Annotated in this window: 19 protein-coding genes; 10 read left to right on the top strand and 9 right to left on the bottom strand. The window is 55.0% G+C overall.

The features are described 5' to 3' along the window. Positions 1 to 3: 3 nt before the first annotated feature. The 4 genes from EKL30_RS08710 to EKL30_RS19460 are packed head-to-tail and all read left to right on the top strand — an operon-like array spanning position 4 to position 3,487. Entirely contained in the window at positions 4 to 1,137 is a 1,134-nt protein-coding gene (locus EKL30_RS08710) for a CaiB/BaiF CoA-transferase family protein (RefSeq protein WP_126706822.1), read from the top strand. A 7-nt stretch (positions 1,138 to 1,144) separates the two neighbouring features. Then, positions 1,145 to 1,921, top strand: coding sequence for an enoyl-CoA hydratase/isomerase family protein (locus EKL30_RS08705; RefSeq protein WP_126706821.1), 777 nt, complete (start codon positions 1,145 to 1,147; stop codon positions 1,919 to 1,921). 2 nt (positions 1,922 to 1,923) lie between these two features. Then, positions 1,924 to 3,066, top strand: a complete 1,143-nt coding sequence (locus tag EKL30_RS08700; RefSeq protein ID WP_126706820.1) for a thiolase family protein — start codon at positions 1,924 to 1,926, stop codon at positions 3,064 to 3,066. Continuing rightward, on the top strand, positions 2,999 to 3,487 hold the full coding sequence (locus tag EKL30_RS19460) for a Zn-ribbon domain-containing OB-fold protein (protein ID WP_370246244.1): 489 nt from the start codon (positions 2,999 to 3,001) through the stop codon (positions 3,485 to 3,487). Before EKL30_RS08700 ends, EKL30_RS19460 begins: the two co-directional genes overlap by 68 nt. Before the next feature lie 339 nt (positions 3,488 to 3,826). On the opposite strand, the gene EKL30_RS08690 is transcribed toward EKL30_RS19460, so the two are convergent. The 7 genes from EKL30_RS08690 to EKL30_RS08660 all read right to left on the bottom strand — a co-directional run bounded on the left by EKL30_RS08690 (position 3,827) and on the right by EKL30_RS08660 (position 9,343). Next, positions 3,827 to 4,156 (bottom strand): hypothetical protein, encoded by a 330-nt coding sequence (locus EKL30_RS08690; RefSeq protein WP_126706818.1) that lies wholly within the window; start codon positions 4,154 to 4,156, stop codon positions 3,827 to 3,829. Continuing rightward, positions 4,153 to 4,857 carry a TetR/AcrR family transcriptional regulator gene (locus EKL30_RS08685; RefSeq protein WP_126706817.1) on the bottom strand — a complete coding sequence of 235 codons (705 nt, stop codon included), beginning with the start codon at positions 4,855 to 4,857 and terminating at the stop codon, positions 4,153 to 4,155. The genes EKL30_RS08690 and EKL30_RS08685 overlap by 4 nt, the downstream gene beginning before the upstream one ends. Continuing rightward, positions 4,854 to 5,222: a DUF6285 domain-containing protein gene (locus EKL30_RS08680; protein WP_126706816.1), complete on the bottom strand. Its 369-nt coding sequence runs from the start codon at positions 5,220 to 5,222 to the stop codon at positions 4,854 to 4,856. The genes EKL30_RS08685 and EKL30_RS08680 overlap by 4 nt, the downstream gene beginning before the upstream one ends. Then, positions 5,219 to 6,256 (bottom strand): phosphotransferase family protein, encoded by a 1,038-nt coding sequence (locus tag EKL30_RS08675; RefSeq protein ID WP_126706815.1) that lies wholly within the window; start codon positions 6,254 to 6,256, stop codon positions 5,219 to 5,221. The genes EKL30_RS08680 and EKL30_RS08675 overlap by 4 nt, the downstream gene beginning before the upstream one ends. 5 nt (positions 6,257 to 6,261) lie before the next feature. After that, positions 6,262 to 7,458, bottom strand: coding sequence for an acyl-CoA dehydrogenase family protein (locus tag EKL30_RS08670; protein ID WP_126706814.1), 1,197 nt, complete (start codon positions 7,456 to 7,458; stop codon positions 6,262 to 6,264). 14 nt (positions 7,459 to 7,472) lie between these two features. Next, the gene (locus EKL30_RS08665; protein ID WP_126706813.1) at positions 7,473 to 8,237 is read right to left on the bottom strand and encodes an SDR family NAD(P)-dependent oxidoreductase; all 765 of its coding nucleotides are present in this window, start codon (positions 8,235 to 8,237) and stop codon (positions 7,473 to 7,475) included. Positions 8,238 to 8,545: 308 nt separating this feature from the next. Next, positions 8,546 to 9,343 carry a 2-keto-4-pentenoate hydratase gene (locus tag EKL30_RS08660; RefSeq protein ID WP_126706812.1) on the bottom strand — a complete coding sequence of 266 codons (798 nt, stop codon included), beginning with the start codon at positions 9,341 to 9,343 and terminating at the stop codon, positions 8,546 to 8,548. A 123-nt stretch (positions 9,344 to 9,466) separates the two neighbouring features. Between EKL30_RS08660 and EKL30_RS08655 the strand changes: the two genes are divergently transcribed. Beyond that, positions 9,467 to 9,787, top strand: coding sequence for a DUF1330 domain-containing protein (locus tag EKL30_RS08655; RefSeq protein WP_158618408.1), 321 nt, complete (start codon positions 9,467 to 9,469; stop codon positions 9,785 to 9,787). On the opposite strand, the gene EKL30_RS08650 is transcribed toward EKL30_RS08655, so the two are convergent. Continuing rightward, positions 9,774 to 10,370: an alpha-ketoglutarate-dependent dioxygenase AlkB gene (locus EKL30_RS08650; RefSeq protein ID WP_126706810.1), complete on the bottom strand. Its 597-nt coding sequence runs from the start codon at positions 10,368 to 10,370 to the stop codon at positions 9,774 to 9,776. The genes EKL30_RS08655 and EKL30_RS08650 overlap by 14 nt on opposite strands. A 200-nt stretch (positions 10,371 to 10,570) precedes the next feature. On the opposite strand from EKL30_RS08650, the gene EKL30_RS08645 reads away from it, so the two are divergent. The 5 genes from EKL30_RS08645 to EKL30_RS08625 all read left to right on the top strand — a co-directional run bounded on the left by EKL30_RS08645 (position 10,571) and on the right by EKL30_RS08625 (position 15,992). Next, entirely contained in the window at positions 10,571 to 11,287 is a 717-nt protein-coding gene (locus tag EKL30_RS08645) for a GntR family transcriptional regulator (protein WP_126706809.1), read from the top strand. Then, the gene (locus tag EKL30_RS08640) at positions 11,284 to 12,576 is read left to right on the top strand and encodes a malonyl-CoA decarboxylase domain-containing protein (protein ID WP_126706808.1); all 1,293 of its coding nucleotides are present in this window, start codon (positions 11,284 to 11,286) and stop codon (positions 12,574 to 12,576) included. Before EKL30_RS08645 ends, EKL30_RS08640 begins: the two co-directional genes overlap by 4 nt. Beyond that, the gene (locus tag EKL30_RS08635; RefSeq protein ID WP_126706807.1) at positions 12,567 to 13,379 is read left to right on the top strand and encodes an enoyl-CoA hydratase/isomerase family protein; all 813 of its coding nucleotides are present in this window, start codon (positions 12,567 to 12,569) and stop codon (positions 13,377 to 13,379) included. Before EKL30_RS08640 ends, EKL30_RS08635 begins: the two co-directional genes overlap by 10 nt. Before the next feature lies 1 nt (position 13,380). Next, positions 13,381 to 14,907 (top strand): malonyl-CoA synthase, encoded by a 1,527-nt coding sequence (locus EKL30_RS08630; protein ID WP_233582943.1) that lies wholly within the window; start codon positions 13,381 to 13,383, stop codon positions 14,905 to 14,907. 113 nt (positions 14,908 to 15,020) lie between these two features. Next, complete coding sequence (locus tag EKL30_RS08625) at positions 15,021 to 15,992, top strand: tripartite tricarboxylate transporter substrate binding protein (RefSeq protein ID WP_126706805.1); 972 nt, start codon at positions 15,021 to 15,023, stop codon at positions 15,990 to 15,992. 54 nt (positions 15,993 to 16,046) lie between these two features. On the opposite strand, the gene EKL30_RS08620 is transcribed toward EKL30_RS08625, so the two are convergent. After that, positions 16,047 to 17,504 carry a phospholipase D-like domain-containing protein gene (locus EKL30_RS08620; RefSeq protein WP_126706804.1) on the bottom strand — a complete coding sequence of 486 codons (1,458 nt, stop codon included), beginning with the start codon at positions 17,502 to 17,504 and terminating at the stop codon, positions 16,047 to 16,049. Positions 17,505 to 17,758: the final 254 nt, after the last annotated feature.

Raw genomic sequence — 17,758 nt, 5'->3', positions numbered from 1 at the left:
CTCGTGTCTTTAAAAGGTATACGCGTTGTCGAGATAGGGCAAGTGTTATCCGCCCCCTACGCAGGCATGATTTTTTCAGATCTTGGCGCTGAAGTCATCAAGGTCGAAAAGCCTGTGACGGGCGATGACTCGCGCGCAATGGGGCCCGCATTTCGTGATAACGCTTCCATGACATTTCATGACGTCAACCGGGGAAAGCGTTCGGTGGTCATTGATTTGAAGTCGCCAGAGGGCGTGAAGCAGTTGTTCTCTATCCTGGCCGATGCGGATGTGTTGATCCATAACCTGCGCCCTGGTGAGTCAAAGAAACTGGGGCTGGATCAGGATGCGCTCAATCGGAAATTCCCAATGCTCGTGTACTGCGAGATCACCGCGTTCGGTCACAAAGGTCCGCGTCGGCTTCAACCGGGGTACGAGCCCCTGCTGCAGGCGTACAGCGGCTTGATTAGCATGAATGGAAGCGAAGAGAGTCCCCCCGCAAGAATGGGAGCATCGATCGTGGACCAAGGCGCCGCAATGTGGGCAGTGATTGGGGTATTGACCGCTTTGCGCGAGCGCGAGCAGACCAAACGTGGCGCGGTAGTGAACACCTCGTTACTTGAAACGGCATTGGCCTGGGCGGCACCTCGGATACATGGTCACATTAACGAGGGGCGCAAATCGCGACGATACGGAACCGCCCACCCCGGATTGGTCCCCTATCAGGGATTCGATACGCCGGACGGACCGATCATGATCTGTGCAGGCAACGATCGGTTATTTGTAAAGCTTGCCGAGGCGATGGGGCATCCAGAATGGTGTGTGGATGAACGGTTTACGAATAACCGGCAACGCTTAATCAATCGTGAGCAGATGGTAGACGAGATTCAATCCACCTTGCTAAGTGCCTCAAGAGCGATGTGGATAGCACGTCTGGAGGCAGCTGGCGTACCGGTTGCGGCCATCAACAGCATTGAGGAAGCGCTTGATGAACCCCAAGTGGTGCAGCTGGATATGGTGCGCCCCGTCGGCGAGGCTGGTTTCAAGCTCGCGGGGCTGCCGCTGTCGTTCGATAAGGTTCGACCGGCTGTGACAGAACCGGCTCCGGGACTGGGTGAACATACCCATCATTATCTGAATGCCTTATCTATAAGCTAAATCTATCATGTCAGTTGACTTTCATATACCAGAAGACGGCATTGCGCTCATCACTATAAACCGGCCAGAGAAACGCAATGCGCTGGATGCTGAACATTATCAAGCGCTTTCCGCTGCTTGGGAACGCGTCCGCGATGACAGTAGTATTCGTGCTGCCATCATTACCGGTGCGGGAGACAAGGCATTCAGCTCTGGTGCGGATCTGAAAAGTTATTTCTCACGAAAAACCGACCTCAATGAGTTCTGGCAAACGCAAAAAGGGATGCTGCTCAACCGTGGGCTAGAAATATGGAAGCCTATCGTTGCCGCAGTGAACGGTTATTGTCTTGCCGGTGGCATGACCCTTTTACTGGCCACCGATATCCGGGTTGCGGCATCGCATGCAACTTTTAGTCTAGCTGAAGTAAAACGGGGCATCATCGCGGGCAATGGCGGCACGCAACGTGTTATGGCCCAACTGCCACACGCCATTGCCATGGAAATGCTTTTGACCGGCGATAGCATTGACGCGGCGACCGCGCAGCGTTGGGGACTGATTAATCGAGTTGTCGACGCAGACAAGCTTCTGGAAACGGCCATGGAGTATGCGCGTCGAATCGTAAAAAATGCTCCTTTAGCGGTTCAGGCAGCAAAAGAGCTTGCACTGAGAGGTCCTGAGTTAGGACTCGCAGGCGGGCTGCGATTCGAGCAAATGGTCAATAAAATCCTGGTTGCATCCGATGACGCAAAAGAGGGAACGCTGGCATTCCAGGAAAAGCGACCCCCCGTTTTTAAGGGGTCATAGAGATGGCTTCAAATTCAAGTTCGATGAAGGGTAAGTATGTTATTGCAGGAATTGGCCATACTGATTTCGGCAAACTCGGGCTGGATACGGTTTCGCTGAATGTGGAAGCATGTACCCGCGCGCTACAGGACGCTGGTGTCGAAAAGGAGGCCGTCGACGCGCTGTTTGTGAAAACACCGACCTCGAACCGCGAGATACTGTACGGGCAGAAAGTTGCCAGTGCCCTGGGGATACAGCCGCGCTGGGGTGGTGCCTGGGATCAGGGCGGGGCGGCCAATATCACGTTAATTTCATTGGCGATGATGGCAATTGAAACGGGCCAGTGCGAGATTGCGGTGATTTCCTACGCCGACAATCCACGCAGCGGTAACCGCGACGTGTATTCACGACCCAGAGGAAATGACGCCTTGTTTGGATGGTTTTCCACGGCGGCGGGCTACGGCATGATCCATCGCGCCCATATGATTGAATATGGTACCCCTGTGGACGCGTTTGCGGCGGTCGCCATGGCCGCGCGAAAGCACGGTGCCAGCAATCCGCAAGCTCAGCTTCGCAAGGAGATTTCGTTTGAGGATTATTTGGCATCGCCCATGTTGATCGACCCATTGCGCCGGGACGACTGTTGTCTTGTCTCTGATGGTGCGGCTGCTGTCGTTGTCATGAGTCGAGAGAAGGCCCGGGCGCGAGGGATCGACCATGCTGTGCCGATTCTCGGAGTGGGTAGCGGTCAAACCTCGTGGGAGCTTCCGAGTAGACCAACGTTGACCACTACACAAGCAGTACAGTCCGGCAAGTTGGCATTCGACATGGCCGGTATTACGCCCGACGATGTCGATGTTGCGCAACTGTACGATTGCTTCACCATCACCCCGCTCATGACATTGGAAGACTACGGGTTTTGTGAAAAAGGAAAAGTAGGCGATTTCGTGCGTGATGGGCAAATTGAGATTGGCGGTCGCCTACCTATCAACACCAGCGGGGGCTTGCTGTCAGAAACGGGTATGCCTGGGCTGCAGTTGATTCTGGAGGGGGTTCGACAAATCAGAGGTACCGCGACGCTCCAGGTGCCGGGTGCGGATGTCTGCGTTGTCAGCAATCAAGGTGGAACCATGCATACCCATGCCACGCTCGTTTTGGGGGACTAAATCAGTGAGTGACGGATTACCATTAGATATTTACGAATTCAATCGCCCCTACTGGGAAGCACTGACACGCGGTAGTTTGATTTTCCAGTCTTGCATGTCGTGTGGTCATTGCTGGATGCCAGCCAGCAGGTCTTGTCCGGCATGTCTTTCTATGACGTGGAGCTGGCGCGAGTCGTGCGGAAAGGGAAAAATAATCAGCTGGGTCGTGTATCACAAGGCGTATCATCCAGCCTTCAAAAATCGCCTTCCTTACAATGTCGCCATAATAGAACTGCTGGAGGGGCCGCGAATGATCAGTAATGTGCTGGGTGACTGCACTACACTCGCAGCAAACGCGGCAGTGAATCTGACTGTTGAATTAGAAGGCGATATCCATGTACCCAGATTTTCTTTCGAGCCCTGCCATAGGCCGTCCGCATGACGCTGGTATCGTAGGTGAGCCGAAACGAGATCCGAGTCGAGCCATATACCGTAGAGAATTGGGCATTGCAGGCACAGACCCCATATCTCTGGGCATACAGGCGACCAAGGTGTTTGCCCACCAACTTGATGGAAGCATGGATCGCAAAGGGGCGGGGTTAAGGTTAGCTGGACCAAGCGTCGTATCTTCGTAAACGGTTTGGATGCGTTGATCGCCGTAGACCGAGATCGACGACGCAAGCACGGTTTTTTTATTATTTATTACCTAGAATGCGTGCGGCCTCTAGCGTGTTGAGCAGGCCCATAACATTCACTTCCACGCCAAGAATAGGGTTAACGCTCAGGGGTACGGGTCAATTCGGCCTGCGGAGTGATGGCCGAAAGGCGTTGTAGCAGTGTCGCGGCGACGGGCGCGATTGCCTTCGATGATGTACTCGCGATCGTTTCTGCCCACGCAGAATACATTACGCCTCAGTTTTACCATAGGAGGCGCAAGCGCGACGTCCGTCAGGTGGCGCACGTGCTTTGTGTCGGGATGTTTGCACGATGCGTTGATGGTGAAAAGCCCGGCGGCCCTCATCGGCAAAAGATCATCGATGGAAGAGGGGGAAGGTAGGCGACGATCCGGTTCCCAGGCGGCGGTAACATGGCGCCGATTGGACCTTTTCATTGCGGGTTAGCCGGGTAAATGCCCAGGTAAGATTCGACGACACCGATTAGGAAACGAGCATACTGCGTTGCATCGACCCCTTGACGCGCATATTTGCTACGTTTCAGATACCAGTCCTGCATCATGGCTTTGCACAACGAAGCCAGCAAACGCGCGTTCACGTCGTTGAACACGCCCGCTTCAATTCCTTGCACGATCACATCGTGAAAGATGTCTTCGACTTTCTGTTCAACGGCAATGGCTTGTCTCTTTTGCGGAGCCGGCAGACTTTTGGTTTCCATGAACGAAAAATAGAACCACGGCTGCATGATTTCGCTGAGGAAAACGTGAGCCATGATGGCGTTCGTCAGTTTCTTATGCGGGCTCGTTGCCTGTCCTGTATAGGTCAGCAAGGTGCGCAGTGTTATCAGAAAACCATGGCCCTGTATCAAGATCACTAGATCCTGTTTGTTACGAATATAGGCATATAAGCCGCCGATGCTGAATCCGGCATCGGCGCAAAGGTCACGCAGCGACATGGCTTCAAAACCTTTGAGGCCGGTGAGCCTGAGGGTGGAATCGATAAGGCGAACCAGATTGCCTACGGCCACTTCTTCGTTCTTGATCCGTATGGTTTCCCTGTTTTGGCGATAGAGCTCACGGCAGATTTCCACCTTTGAAAGGCTTAGTTCCTGTTTGAAGGATTCAAAGTCGGTGATCATGAAGACAGATATTTCGGATTCGAGATGCGCAGTTTATCGTGTGTGAGAGCGAGCAGCAGAGCCCGCAATGCTCTTTCATGCTCCTGCGGTATGGCTTGTTGGCGGATGATCGTTGCCAGGAACGATTCAGAGACGGGTTCGTTGTCATCAAGAGCGACTCCTGCCATGCCAAGCAGCGCGGCAATGGATTCGTTGTGAAGGGGCGGTTTGGGCAAGGCTTGGAGTTCACGTGAGGCGATGCCCATGGCATTCGCTATCATCAAGGCCGTATAAGTCTTTTCTGCGGGTAAGCCCGGCAAAATGGTGTCCAGCAAGGCACGTCTTGCGGTTTCCAGCAGATCGAATCCGTCGGGTTGATTAATCATGGCGTCGATTCCAGAGCCTCAATTTGATTCAGGATGTCCATCTCGATTTCAGGCAGCATACGCCCGGTCAGTGCTAATTCCAACGAGGGTTGTTGTCTTGATAAGTGCCGTTGAGCCTGCTGAAGCGCAATGATGGCCCAGCGCACCATTGCCATGACTTCCCAGTATTCGACGGTCAGCGGATCGACTTGCCGCCCGGTTGATTCGGTGTAAGCCTGGAAAAGATCGGTTTTATGGCCGACACCACCGACCTCAAGATTGAACTGGCCGAATCGCCAGCTCCGGGCACACAACCAACCCAGGTCCTCATAGGGGTCACTCCATGTGGCAAATTCCCAGTCGAGTATCCCGGTGATTCTTCCCTCGTGAACCATGTAATTGCCGGTACGAAAATCGCAATGGCACAGGACCACGCCAGCAGCTGGTGGCGCCTTACGCCGGAGCCATAGCAAGGCATATTCCAAGGCCGGGTGGGGTTCGTCGATTTGTCCCAGCGCGCGGCGGTACCCTTGAATGCGGGCCTGGGAAGGGTCCTGGTTAGGCACCGTCAGAAATGGTAGGCGGGCGTCAGGGGGGTGAATGCTGTGTATTGTGGCCAATTCGTGGCCCAGTTGGCGCGTCAATGCCCGCGCCTGTTCGGCGGTAAGAGTCGATCGGACCAGGGTGCGTCCAGAGGCGGTGCCTGCCACGCGTGCCATGATGCAGAACGGTACCCCGATCAGGGAGGTGTCTGCGCAAAACCAGTAGGGTTTCGGCACCGTGACACCCGCCCGATGAGCCATTTGCAGGACGTGGAATTCTTCTTCACGGGATAGACTGGCGCTGACGCCCGAGGGGGAGTCGCTGCGCACGACCAGTTCGTGGCGTCCCGGCAGTGTCCCCCCTTGACAGACCACCGTCAGACCATAATTGCTTTGTATGGCGCCACCGGACAAGCGGGAAAAGGCTTCGACTTGAACGGATTGCGCCTGAGCCTGTTTCTGAATGAACCCGGCCAGCATCTGGGCGATTGAATCTGTGGGCTCGGTGTTCATACGTTTTAACCCCAATGCCAAAAACCGTCGCCTTCTTTCAGCAGATATTTCGAAAGCACCATTTTGTGAACTTCAGATGCCCCGTCGACCAGGCGAGCCTGCCGGGCATAGCGGTAAATCCACTCCAGCCGGGTATCTTTCGAATAGCCGCGGGCACCGCACAATTGCAAGGCGGTATCGACGGCCTTGTACAGCGTGTCGGCCACGGTGACCTTGGCAATCGAGACTTCCTTGCGGGCAAAGTCGCCTTGATCGAGTTTCCAGGCGGCATGCATGGTGAGCAGGCGGCCAATTTGAATCTGCATTGCGGCTTCACCCAGCAACCATTGCACGCCTTCACGGTCTGCCAGTTTTTGTCCAAAGGACTCGCGTTCGCTGACGTAGGCCGATGCGATTTCCATGGACCGTTTGGACAGCCCGAGCCATCGCATGCAGTGCGTTAAGCGCGCTGGTCCGAGGCGGATCTGGGTCAGCTTCAGGCCATCGCCAACGCTCATAAGCCGGTTGCTATCCGGTATACGCATATTGTTGAACCGTAATTCACAGTGACCACCATGTTCCTCAGGGCCCATTATGGGAATATGCCGAATAATTTCCCAGCCCGGATCATCTTTGTGAAACAGGAAGGCGCTTAAACCTTTGCGAGGATCGTCGGACGTCTTGGCAATGAGGATGAAATGCGACGCGATACCGGCCCCGGTAATGAAATGCTTGTGACCATTGACGACCCAGTCATCGCCATCTCGTACGGCGGTGGTCAGCATCATGGAGGGGTCGGAGCCAGCTCCGGGGCCAGGTTCAGTCATCACAAACGAGGAGCGCACATCGCCGTCGACAATGGGCTGCAACCAACGCGCTTTTTGTTCTTCGGTGGCCACCTTGTTCAGGACCATCATGTTGCCATCGTCCGGGGCGGCGGAATTAAAGACCACTGGCCCGAAAATGGATCGGTTCATTTCTTCGTAGCAGGCAGCCATTTCACTGATGTTCAACCCCTGGCCACCACGCTCTACCGGCATTTGCAGACACCAAAGACCTTCCTGCTTGGCCCGTGCCCGCATGGTCTGGAGCAAAGGTTCAGCAATATTCTCGTGTTCATCGTACGAAGCGGGTTCCTCTTCTAGCGGAATGAGTTCATTGTTGACAAATGCCTGGACGCGGCGACGGTAGTCTTCGCCTTTGGCTGATAACGTGAAATCCATGGGTCAGGACCTTTTTAAAGCGTGGAGTGGAGATGGCCGCCATCGACAACAATAGAGCTGCCGGTCATATAGGAAGAAGCGTTGGAGGCCAGAAGCAGCAGGGCGCCTTCAAGATCTTCGGGGGAGCCCAGACGACGCTGGGGAATACGTTGGATCATGGCCTTGCCGGAATCGGTGGCGAAAAAATCGCGATTCAGGTCGGTTTCGACGTAGCCAGGCGCCAGGGCGTTGACACGGATTCCATACCGGGCCCATTCAAGGGCCAGCGCACGTGTCATTTGTTCCATTCCTGCTTTGGCAGTGGTGTAGGCCAGCACCGCTCCGCCTACACGGTGTCCAAGGATGGAGGTGATGTTGACGATAGCACCGGGCTTGCCTGCGGCGACCAGCCGGCGTGCTGCTTCGGAGCAAATAATCCAGCCGCCTTTCAAGTTCGTATCAACGACTTGTTGCCATTCGTTCAGCGACAGCGTGATGGCCGTTTTGGTGATGGCGACGCCCGCATTATTGATGATGACGTCAACTGAACCGAAGGTGTCTTCAATCGTGCTGAAGGCTTCTGCCACGCTGGATTCCTGGGTGACGTCCATGGTGACGGGAAGAGCGCTGATCCCTTGCTTGCGCAGTTCGCCCGCAACTTTTTCCAAAGGTTCCAGGCGCCGACCGGCGATAGCAACATGGGCCCCAGCCTTGCCCAGTGTGTGCGCAAAATGAGCACCTAGAACGCCACCACCGCCGGTGACAAGGGCTACATTGCCATCAAGACGGAAGTTGGCCATTATTTTTTCTTCCAAGATTTTTTTGCAGCATAGAACGATCGTTCTATGAAGTCAACGCTTGATGTGATCGGATTTAGAACGTGCGGGAAACTTGGAACACGTTGGCCTAATCTGTCGAGATATAGAGTGCGCCGCTTATGGAAAACCACACTTGTGGGGTTATCTCGGTTTTCCTATTCTTGACGCGCATCAAGGGTGCACAGCCCTGAACATCGACTTGCCGCTGCATTAAAACTTAGGAAAAATCTATGCCGGATTCGGGCATCCAGGGAAATAATTAATGAACAAACCGGGCGCTACGCGTAGTGTTAACGCAGCGCCATTTCCAAAGGCGCGAGTGGCGCGCCAAACTCCGCACGCCAAGCCTGCCCTGGTTCCAACGGCCAGGCGTTGGTCCATGTACCGGTTGTCACGATATCTCCAGCCTTTAGATCTGGTGCCCCGGGACAGGCCCGCAGTTCGCCGACGAAATGCAAAATCGACTGCAACGGCCCGCCTAGCACTATGGCGCCCGCTCCTTCGTCAATTAACGCTTGGTCACGGTACAAATGTACCTGAGCCGCCGCCAATATGCCGTTTAGTGCGGCTCCGCTATTGGCAAGTGATCGTACCGGTGTACGACGCCCAACGATTTGTCGTGCATGCAGCCCGCCGTCCGCGATGGCTTCCGTCGCAGCAGGCTTCCAATCGGCTTTGTGCGATTGGACAAGCTCGAAACTCGGCGCCAACCATTCAACACACGCGAATATATCTTCAAGCGTCGCCCCGGCGGGCGGTGTGGCGGAGATTCCAAACGTGATTTCCGGCTCAAGTCGAGGCATGGACGTCCCAGTCAAATCGACAACGCAATGCTCGTCGCAGTTCAATAGGGTAGTGTCCCAAATCGAGCCCCAGATGGGTGCAGAAACACCATTGCGCTCCCAGGCGGATTGATTGGTGTATCCGATCTTGTAGCCGACGGCTTGCTCACCCCGAGCCAGACGTAAGGCGCGTAACGCAAGGGCGCTACGGTAGGCCGCGGCAATATCGGGCCATCGTGCGCCTTCAGTGGCATTGGGCCAAAGTGAGGCATTATCGTAGTGCGACAGAATAAGGTCGGGGTTCATATGGCCTATTTAGAGAGAGGAGGCTAGGGGATTAAGAGCTACTTGAATTGACGAATGCGGTCTACACTAGTGTTGGCTTTTTCCAGACCTTACTGCCGCACAATTTCATTGGATGGATATATTATGCCCGCTTATGTGGTTGCATCAATGGCGATACATGACCCGGAAACGTATCGTAAATATACTGAGCGGACTCCGCCGCTGGTAAAGAGGCACGGCGGCAGGTTTCTGACACGTGGTGACGAGGTCACGACTGCAGAAGGCGAGCCATTTACCGACCGAATGGTGATCCTCGAGTTTCCCAGTAAACAGCATGTGGAAGCCTGGCTTGGCGACCCGGATTATGTCGCGGCAGCGGAATTTCGGCACGCTGCCTCCACGTGTCGGCTTCTTGTGCAGGAAGGGGTATCAAACCCTGAAAATCCAGACCCTAAGGTGAAATAGTCCGAAACGTGATCGAATACCGTAGGGATCTTGTCGGCGCAACGCTATGTTGCCAAGCCCATCGGGCTGGCCCACGAAGGACATAAATCGAACGCGGCAACAACGTTAGTTTGATGATGTCCGCCTTGCTGGGCTGCATGGGCGGATAGGGGCGAAATCTTAATACGGCTTCTCCCTGCAAGGAAACGCCAATAATGTCTTCAAAATCCGGCACGTCACGATGCCATCCTAGCGGTGTGCCGGTTTGATATTCGGCGATCAAAATCTGGCGTATTTGTTCCGGTGAAACGTGTGCCCAATCGGCGACCCGTGCCCTTAACGGTTTTAGAAAATCCGGGCATGCCGGCGATGGGCGTAGTGTGTTATCGCTAAAGTCGTATTGCCCTTCGAAGCTCAGTATTCGCCTTTTCGCCGTATAGGCTTTGTATTGCATTTCGCTCAAGGGCAAGGTCCGAATTACGTCGATCAGCGCCTGTTCCTCTTTGGGGCTAAGGAAATTATCCTGGTACCGCAGGCCGGCTGGCTGAACGATAGGCAAGTCATCAAAAAGATTAGTTTGCAAGCTGCTTGTTCCGGTTTCCATAGCCGACCCCTTTTGCTTGATGACTCCCACTTGGTAATGGCGTTCCCTAGTAATGCCTACTATACGTCAGGCGATGGAGGGCTGTACGTCAGGCGATGGGCCGCTGTATTAGGGATAACTATAGGTGACGATGAAGCAAGAATGTCGGAAGATATTCATAATTATGCATTACGCGTAACGATCACTTACGGACTGTTCCATTGGCCACTCGTATTGTTCAGCAGGTGTTATATCTGGAAGTCGCAGACAGACTGCGCGCCAAGATTCAGGCGCACGAGCTTACCGCGGGCGCTTGGATAGACGAAATGCGCCTCACTAAAGAGCTGGGCATTTCTCGTACACCTCTTCGAGAAGCACTTAAGGTGTTGGCCAATGAAGGGTTGGTTCGTCTTGAACCACGGCGCGGTTGCTTCGTCAATGAACTGTCTGCACGCGATTTGGACGACATTTTCCCGCTCATGGCCATGCTCGAAGGCCGCTGCGCCCACGAGGCAGCCCGCAAGGTCAAGGAACAAGACCTTCAACGGCTCGAACCTTTGCATGCACAATTGCAGTTGCATGCGGCGGCGGGCGATATCGATAGCTATTACGCGACCAACGCCCTCATCCATGAAGAGATTCAGGCCTTGGCCGATAATCATTGGCTATCTGATCTGGTCGACAACCTACGGCATGTACTGAGCCTTTCGCGTCATAAAAGTTTGGCGTTGCCAGGACGGGTGCATGAGTCTTGTGCTGAGCACATGGCTATTTTTGCTGCGCTAAAGGCGCGTGATCCCGAGGGGGCCGAGGCCTTGACACGCATGCATCTGACCCGCCAGCTCGACGCACTTCATCGCTTGGCAGAACAGCAGTCCGCTCCGCGCGGCGATTCGGGCAAAGATACGTACCCCAAAATTCAGGAGCTTCATTCATGACAGCTACGGATACAAAGCAGGGCCCCACCGGCACCGAGGTCACGCTTGGCGAGCCTAAAGATAAGGAAGCCCAGGGCGGCCTGATGTCACGCCTTGGAAAATGGCTTGATCGAGACCGTTGGCCGGTTCCTGCAGAAACCCAAACACTGTTTTCCGCGCGCATGACCGACGTAGCCGCCAATCGTCTCGCTAAGCAATGGAGCGTCCGGTATCTGGCGGGCGACAGCAACGAACGTCGCGCTTTGCTGGCCGCATTGGCCGAAGCAAGTGCCGCGCTGGAACCCCGCGGCGAGCAAGGCTTGCGTCTCTTTCGTCGTTTGTATGCTCAGGCGGACAGCCTGCATTTACTGGTTGAACTGCGCTCCGATATGCTGCGCTGGCGAAACCAGGTTGCGGGGTTGACAGTGCTGGAGCGGGAACTGGAAGGTTTGCTTTCCAGCTGGTTTGATGTCGGTATGCTGGAATTGCGTCCTATCACTTGGGATTCGCCCGCGTCGTTGCTCGAAAAACTGATCCAGTACGAAGCTGTGCACGAGATCAAATCATGGGAAGAATTGCGCCATAGGGTTGCAGACCATCGGCGTTGCTATGCCTTTTTTCATCCACGCATGAATGATGTGCCACTGATTTTTGTCGAGGTCGCTTTTGCAACGCAAATGGCCGACAACGTTCAGGTGTTGCTTGATCCCAAGTTGCGCGACGCCGATCTGAATAAGGCTCGATGGGCGATCTTTTATTCGATATCCAATACCCAGCCTGGGTTGAAAGGCATCAGTTTTGGCAATTTTCTACTTAAGCGAGTGGTCGACGAACTGTTGAAGGAAATTCCGAAGCTCAAGTCGTTTGCCACGCTGTCGCCAATCCCGGGATTCGTTGATTGGTTAAGCAAGCAAGACGGTAAGTCCATGCAGGAACTGCTGCACGAAAAAATTGATAAGCAGCAAGCACAGGGCGATACCGCAGCAGGACTGAAGTGGGTCGAGCGCCTGCAGACGGCAGCAAACGGCAAAGCGAACGAATCGGTTCGCCGTAGCGGCTTGCGTTTGGCGACAATGTACCTTAGGACGATGAAAAATGGACAACCTGTCGACCCGGTTGCACGCTTCCATCTGGGCAACGGTGCCCGTATCGAACGATTGAACTGGGCGGCCGACCGCTCGCCTAAAGGGTTAGCACAGTCTTGCGGCATCATGGTCAATTACTTGTATGATCTTGACCAGCTCGACGACAACCTCGCGCAGCTGGCAGCGGGCAAACCGAAAATGGGACTCAATCTACGATGGCTATAGCGCCGCCCGAATCCAGTGCCGCATCCGGCAGCGTGATTGTCGAGTACGAAGGGCCTATAGCGCTGGTTACGCTAAGCCATCCGGGGCGCCTGAATGCGATCAGCATCTCGATGTGGCGTGCGCTTGCCCGGGTATTCATCGAGCTGTCCAATAATGCAGGTCTTCGCTGCGTGGTACTGCGCGGCGAAGCCGGCAACTTCGCCGCAGGGGCCGATATTCGCGAATTTCCGCGCGAGCGTGCCGACTTGGCGGGGGTCATGCGTTATCACACCGAAATACTGGCTCCCGCTTTGAAAGCGATCGCCACATGCGTGCATCCGGTGCTTGCTCTGATACAGGGCGTATGTGTAGGCGGTGGGCTCGAAATTGCCAGTCAGTGCGATTTGCGTATTGCGGCGAGCACTTCACGCTTTGGCGTCCCCATCAATCGTTTAGGGTTTCCGATGGCGCCTGCCGAGATGCAGGGCCTGTTGGCCCTGGCGGGAAGGGCCACGACCCTGGAAATCCTGCTCGAAGGCCGGGTTTTTGGTGCGGGCGAGGCAATGGCCAAAGGCTTGTTGACTCGCGTCGTGCCCGACAACGAAGTCGTCGCTGACGTCATGCATTCGGCGCGTAAACTGGCGCGCGGAGCGCCACTGGCCGCACGCATCAACAAGCAGACAGTGGCGCGTTTATGCGCCAACCCAGAGCCCCTGACAGATTCAGAGCTTCGGGCGTTTTTTAACTATGCTGAAAGTCGTGACCACCGCGAAGGGGTTAGGGCGTTTCTGGCTGGCCAAGAGCCGGTGTTCTCAGGAGAGTGATTTGGAAGGCAACGCCAATTTATATGCATTACTTGCAACGGGTTTCCCGGCCGATCATGGAACGGTGGCCATCGAAACGCCAACGCGTTCGTATAGCTGGAACGATATAGAACAAATAAGCGGCCGCTATGCCAATCTATTGCATGCGCTTAGTCTTCCCCAGGGCTCTCGCATTGCGGTTCAAGTTGAAAAATCCCCCGAGGCATTGATGCTATACCTGGCCAGTGTTCGGGCAGGGTTAGTGTACCTGCCGCTGAATACTGCCTATCGCGAATCGGAGATCGAATACTTTCTGACTGATGCGGAACCTGCCGTGGTGGTGTGCGACAGTAAAAACCAGGAATGGGTCAGTCGCCTTGCGGAAAAGACAGGGGCAGTTGATGTCTATACGCTCGACGAAGACGGCAGCGGCAGCCTGGCGGTGGCCGCTGCCAGCCAGTCTCCCGACTTCCAGACCGTACAGAGCCTGCCCGACGATCTCGCTGCGATTCTATACACGTCTGGCACAACGGGCCGCAGCAAGGGAGCGATGCTTTCACATCGGAACCTATCGTCGAATGCGCAGGTCCTGAACGAGTACTGGGGCTGGCGCGCTGATGACGTGCTGTTGCATATGCTGCCGATTTTTCACGTGCACGGTCTGTTCGTGGCGTCGCATGGTGCTTTGCTGGCGGGCGCCCGCATGATCTGGCTGCCCAGGCTAGATATCGAACAGGCTTTGCATTATTTGCCGCAAAGTACCGTTTTGATGGGTGTGCCCACTTATTACGTGCGCTTGCTTAACGATCCAAGGTTCACGCGTGAGCTCTGCCGTACTATGCGCTTGTTCATTTCCGGCTCGGCGCCTCTGTTGACCGAAACGTTCGAAGAATTCAAGGCGCGTATCGGCCAACCTATCCTTGAGCGCTATGGGATGAGTGAAACCATTATGCTGACTTCCAACCCTTATGATCCCGCGTTGGGAGAGCGTATCGGCGGTACGGTCGGCCAGCCCTTGCCGGGCGTGATGGTCAGGGTGGTCGATGATGCAGGTACCGAATTAGCGCCGGGCGAGATTGGAAACGTGCAAGTGCGAGGTCCGAATGTTTTCTCCGGATATTGGCGCATGCCCGAAAAGACCCGGGAAGAATTTACCGCAGACGGTTGGTTTCGCACGGGCGACGTGGGTCGATGGGGTGGCGATAATGTGCCCGCTAACTACTTATCGATTGTCGGACGCAGCAAAGATTTGATTATTTCAGGCGGCTTCAACGTCTATCCTAAAGAAATTGAATTGGTCATCGACGATATGCCGGGCGTCGATGAGTCGGCCGTTATAGGCGTCGCCCATGCGGATTTTGGCGAAGCGGTGGTTGCCGTGGTGGTGCCCAAGGCCGGCATGTCGTTGAATCCGGACTCCATGATGGCTGAACTGAAGTCGCGGCTGGCCAATTTCAAGGTGCCCAAACGAATCTATATTGTGGATCAATTGCCTAGAAATACGATGGGTAAGGTTCAGAAAAACATCCTTCGCACGCAATATTCATGAATTCGGGGCTTGCCCCGTGAAGTAGGCAGTTAGTATTAAAGCCCGTGCATCGGACACGGGCGCTTTTAACAAAAAATCTACACACTTATATAAAAATCCAGAGAGGAGACCTCATGAAGAATCGTATCAAGCATTCCGTCGCGCTGGCGCTATCAGCGCTGGTATTCAGCGGTGTTGCACAAGCTGCGTGGCCGGAACGGCCTATCACTATCGTCGTTCCGTTCCCTGCAGGCGGCGGTACTGACACCTTTGCACGGCCGCTCGCCCAGCAATTGGCCGAGCAACTCGGCAAGAGCGTCGTCATCGATAACAAGGGCGGGGCGGGCGGTACGCTCGGGGCAGGGATTGCCGCGCGTGCGCCAAACGATGGCTATACTTTTTTCATGGGCGGAGCGCATCACGCTGTCGCACCGGCCATCTATAAAAAGCTTAGCTACGATATTCAGAAAGACTTTACGCCGGTAGCCATGCTGGCGCAGCCACCTCAGGTGATTGTCGTTAATCCGAAGAAGCTGCCTGTTAAATCGGTCAAGGAATTAATAGAGCGGGCGAAAGCCAATCCTGGACAGATCAATTACGGTTCAGCCGGTGTCGGCAGCACCCACCACCTGGCTGGCGAGCTCTTTGCCTTGAAGAGCGGGGTTGAACTTACCCATGTTCCATATCAGGGCGCGGGCCCCATGCTTACCGGTTTGATCACGGGCCAGGTAGACATGGCTTTCGACGGTCTGGGGTCATCTTCCTCGCATATTCGCGCTGGGACTATCCTGCCCTTGGCTGTGGCAGCGGCCAAGCGCTCACCGTCGCTCCCTGATGTGCCAACGACTGCTGAAGCGGGAGTGCCTGGTTATGAAGTGTCGACCTGGTATGCCATGTGGGCGCCTGCCGGTGTGCACGCTGACGTTGTCACGAAAATGGCTGCCGAAGTGACAAAGGCCTTGAACACTCAAAAGCTAAAAGAACTTTGGAACAGTAACGGCAGTGCAACGCCGAATCTGACAGGCGCCGACTTCGGAAAATTCGTTGACAGTGAAATAACTCGCTGGGCCGGAGTCGCGAAAGAATCGGGTGTTGAACCTCAGTAACTACTTGCAGCGGATTCTACCGCCGGTTTGGCTCGTGGAATCTGCACTCGAATGCTACAGGTACGGGCTGGCTAGCCAAATAACGCGGTTGCGTAAACGTTTTCCAAAAGGAATAGCGGCCAGAGTTTCCAGCGTCACCAGGTCCGCCTGCTCGATTTCGCGATCGATCAGGCGCTCTATTTCGAGGGCAGTGTCTCGGCTGTAGATTTCCATATCGAGTTCAAAATTCAGTCGCAGGCTGCGCGGATCCAAATTCGACGATCCAACGTAAGACCAGGCCCCATCGATGGTAATCAATTTGGAATGATTGAAATTTCCGCTAGCGCGCCATACTCGGCAACCATTGCGTATTACCTGGTCGAGCTGGGCGGTCATGGCGTAGTTGACGAGCCGCAAGTTATTTCGACCCGGGATCACGATATCAACCACGATGCCGCGGCGTGCGGCCGTGTTGATTGCCCCGAGCAAAATTTGATCTGGCAGAAAGTAGGGCGACTGGATGCGTATGTGGGTTTGCGCGACAGCAAAGGCTCCCAGTAGCATATTATGCGTTCCCACCATGTAGCGATCCGGTCCGGATCGAATGCAGCGGGCAGGCGCCTGCGGTTCGGCGGCTTGCCACGTATCACCGCACCAGGTCTCGTAGGGCAGCTCCTCTTTGGTGGTGAACTGCCAGTCGTGTGCGAACACAGACACTAATTGCAGCACCACCGGACCTTCCACAACAAAGTGAGTGTCACTCGCGGTAGCGGTGCCGGAAATCGCAGTCACGAAGCCGGCGCGTATATTCATGCCACCGGTAAAGCCAATGCGCCCGTCGACGACCAGAATCTTGCGGTGGCTGCGCAGGTTTGCGTAGGGCATACGCAAGAAACCCAACGGATTTGTCATGAACAAAGCGCTAGGAATTTTTTTGCTTCGCAGCAGCCGAATAATGGGAGGGCGCGAGTACTTGGAGCCTATGGCGTCGACCAGTACGCGTATTTCGACACCGCGCTCTTGTGCCCGGACCAGGGCGTCGACAATTTTCCGCCCCTCGCTATCGTTGTCAAAAATATAGGTTTGAAGCGCGATGGATTTTTGAGCGCCATTGATGGCAGCTATCATGGCCGGGTAAGTTTGATCGCCGCCTTCCAGCATTTTTATGTGGTTGCCATCGCGCAACGGAAAGCGGCTTATGCGGTCGCCCAGCACCCGTAGAGAACGGAATTGCGCTGCGCTAATGTGACTTACGTCGACCACTGGCGGGCTTGGATTTCCCGAGAAATCTTTGATGTACTTGTTGCGCTGCTCGGAAATATGGTCGTGGCGTATGCGATTAATGCCCGCCACCAGGTAAACAAACGGCCCCAGCAGGGGCGACATGAGAATGACGCCTACCCATCCGATGGCTGCCCTGACGTCATTTTTGGTCATGGCTGCATGTACTGCGGCTGTTCCGCCTACGGTAAGGCTTAACAAGAATGCGAGGTGCGGCCAATACTCCTGAAACAGATAGTGTAGTGAAGTCATATTAAAACGCCATAACAGAGTCGTTCTTGTAAGCGTCCAGGCGTGTTGGGAACGCCTGGATGGTGCGCTATAGAACGCAGCGCACCAGTCGCCAAGTATATAGAACGTTTTATGCTGTTGTCGTATCGGCTCGTTCTTGGAGGCTGGCAAACCATTGCGGGTTGGGTCGGCCTTGGAAGTAAAATGCCTGGGCTCGCGAGGGCGCGCGTCACACGCCGCCCCCGATTCCGGCAACGGCTTCACGGCATACCAGA

It is taken from the genome of Candidimonas sp. SYP-B2681 (genome assembly GCF_003971065.1).
In the GTDB taxonomy this organism is placed as follows: domain Bacteria; phylum Pseudomonadota; class Gammaproteobacteria; order Burkholderiales; family Burkholderiaceae_B; genus Pollutimonas.
The sequence above is the reverse complement of the archived record's forward strand: the minus strand, read 5'-3'. Positions and strand labels throughout refer to the sequence as shown.

Excerpts from the sequence above, each read along its gene's own strand:
- EKL30_RS08660 (WP_126706812.1), bottom strand. The coding sequence starts at position 9,343 with ATGAACCCCGACCTTATTCTGTCGCACTACGATAATGCCTCACTTTGG.
- EKL30_RS08675 (WP_126706815.1), bottom strand. The coding sequence starts at position 6,256 with ATGAACACCGAGCCCACAGATTCAATCGCCCAGATGCTGGCCGGGTTC.
- EKL30_RS08680 (WP_126706816.1), bottom strand. The coding sequence starts at position 5,222 with ATGATTAATCAACCCGACGGATTCGATCTGCTGGAAACCGCAAGACGT.
- EKL30_RS08665 (WP_126706813.1), bottom strand. The coding sequence starts at position 8,237 with ATGGCCAACTTCCGTCTTGATGGCAATGTAGCCCTTGTCACCGGCGGT.
- EKL30_RS08705 (WP_126706821.1), top strand. The coding sequence starts at position 1,145 with ATGTCAGTTGACTTTCATATACCAGAAGACGGCATTGCGCTCATCACT.
- EKL30_RS08685 (WP_126706817.1), bottom strand. The coding sequence starts at position 4,857 with ATGATCACCGACTTTGAATCCTTCAAACAGGAACTAAGCCTTTCAAAG.
- EKL30_RS08625 (WP_126706805.1), top strand. The coding sequence starts at position 15,021 with ATGAAGAATCGTATCAAGCATTCCGTCGCGCTGGCGCTATCAGCGCTG.
- EKL30_RS08700 (WP_126706820.1), top strand. The coding sequence starts at position 1,924 with ATGGCTTCAAATTCAAGTTCGATGAAGGGTAAGTATGTTATTGCAGGA.
- EKL30_RS08655 (WP_158618408.1), top strand. The coding sequence starts at position 9,467 with ATGCCCGCTTATGTGGTTGCATCAATGGCGATACATGACCCGGAAACG.
- EKL30_RS08635 (WP_126706807.1), top strand. The coding sequence starts at position 12,567 with ATGGCTATAGCGCCGCCCGAATCCAGTGCCGCATCCGGCAGCGTGATT.
- EKL30_RS08620 (WP_126706804.1), bottom strand. The coding sequence starts at position 17,504 with ATGACTTCACTACACTATCTGTTTCAGGAGTATTGGCCGCACCTCGCA.
- EKL30_RS19460 (WP_370246244.1), top strand. The coding sequence starts at position 2,999 with ATGTCTGCGTTGTCAGCAATCAAGGTGGAACCATGCATACCCATGCCA.
- EKL30_RS08690 (WP_126706818.1), bottom strand. The coding sequence starts at position 4,156 with ATGAAAAGGTCCAATCGGCGCCATGTTACCGCCGCCTGGGAACCGGAT.
- EKL30_RS08640 (WP_126706808.1), top strand. The coding sequence starts at position 11,284 with ATGACAGCTACGGATACAAAGCAGGGCCCCACCGGCACCGAGGTCACG.
- EKL30_RS08650 (WP_126706810.1), bottom strand. The coding sequence starts at position 10,370 with ATGGAAACCGGAACAAGCAGCTTGCAAACTAATCTTTTTGATGACTTG.
- EKL30_RS08670 (WP_126706814.1), bottom strand. The coding sequence starts at position 7,458 with ATGGATTTCACGTTATCAGCCAAAGGCGAAGACTACCGTCGCCGCGTC.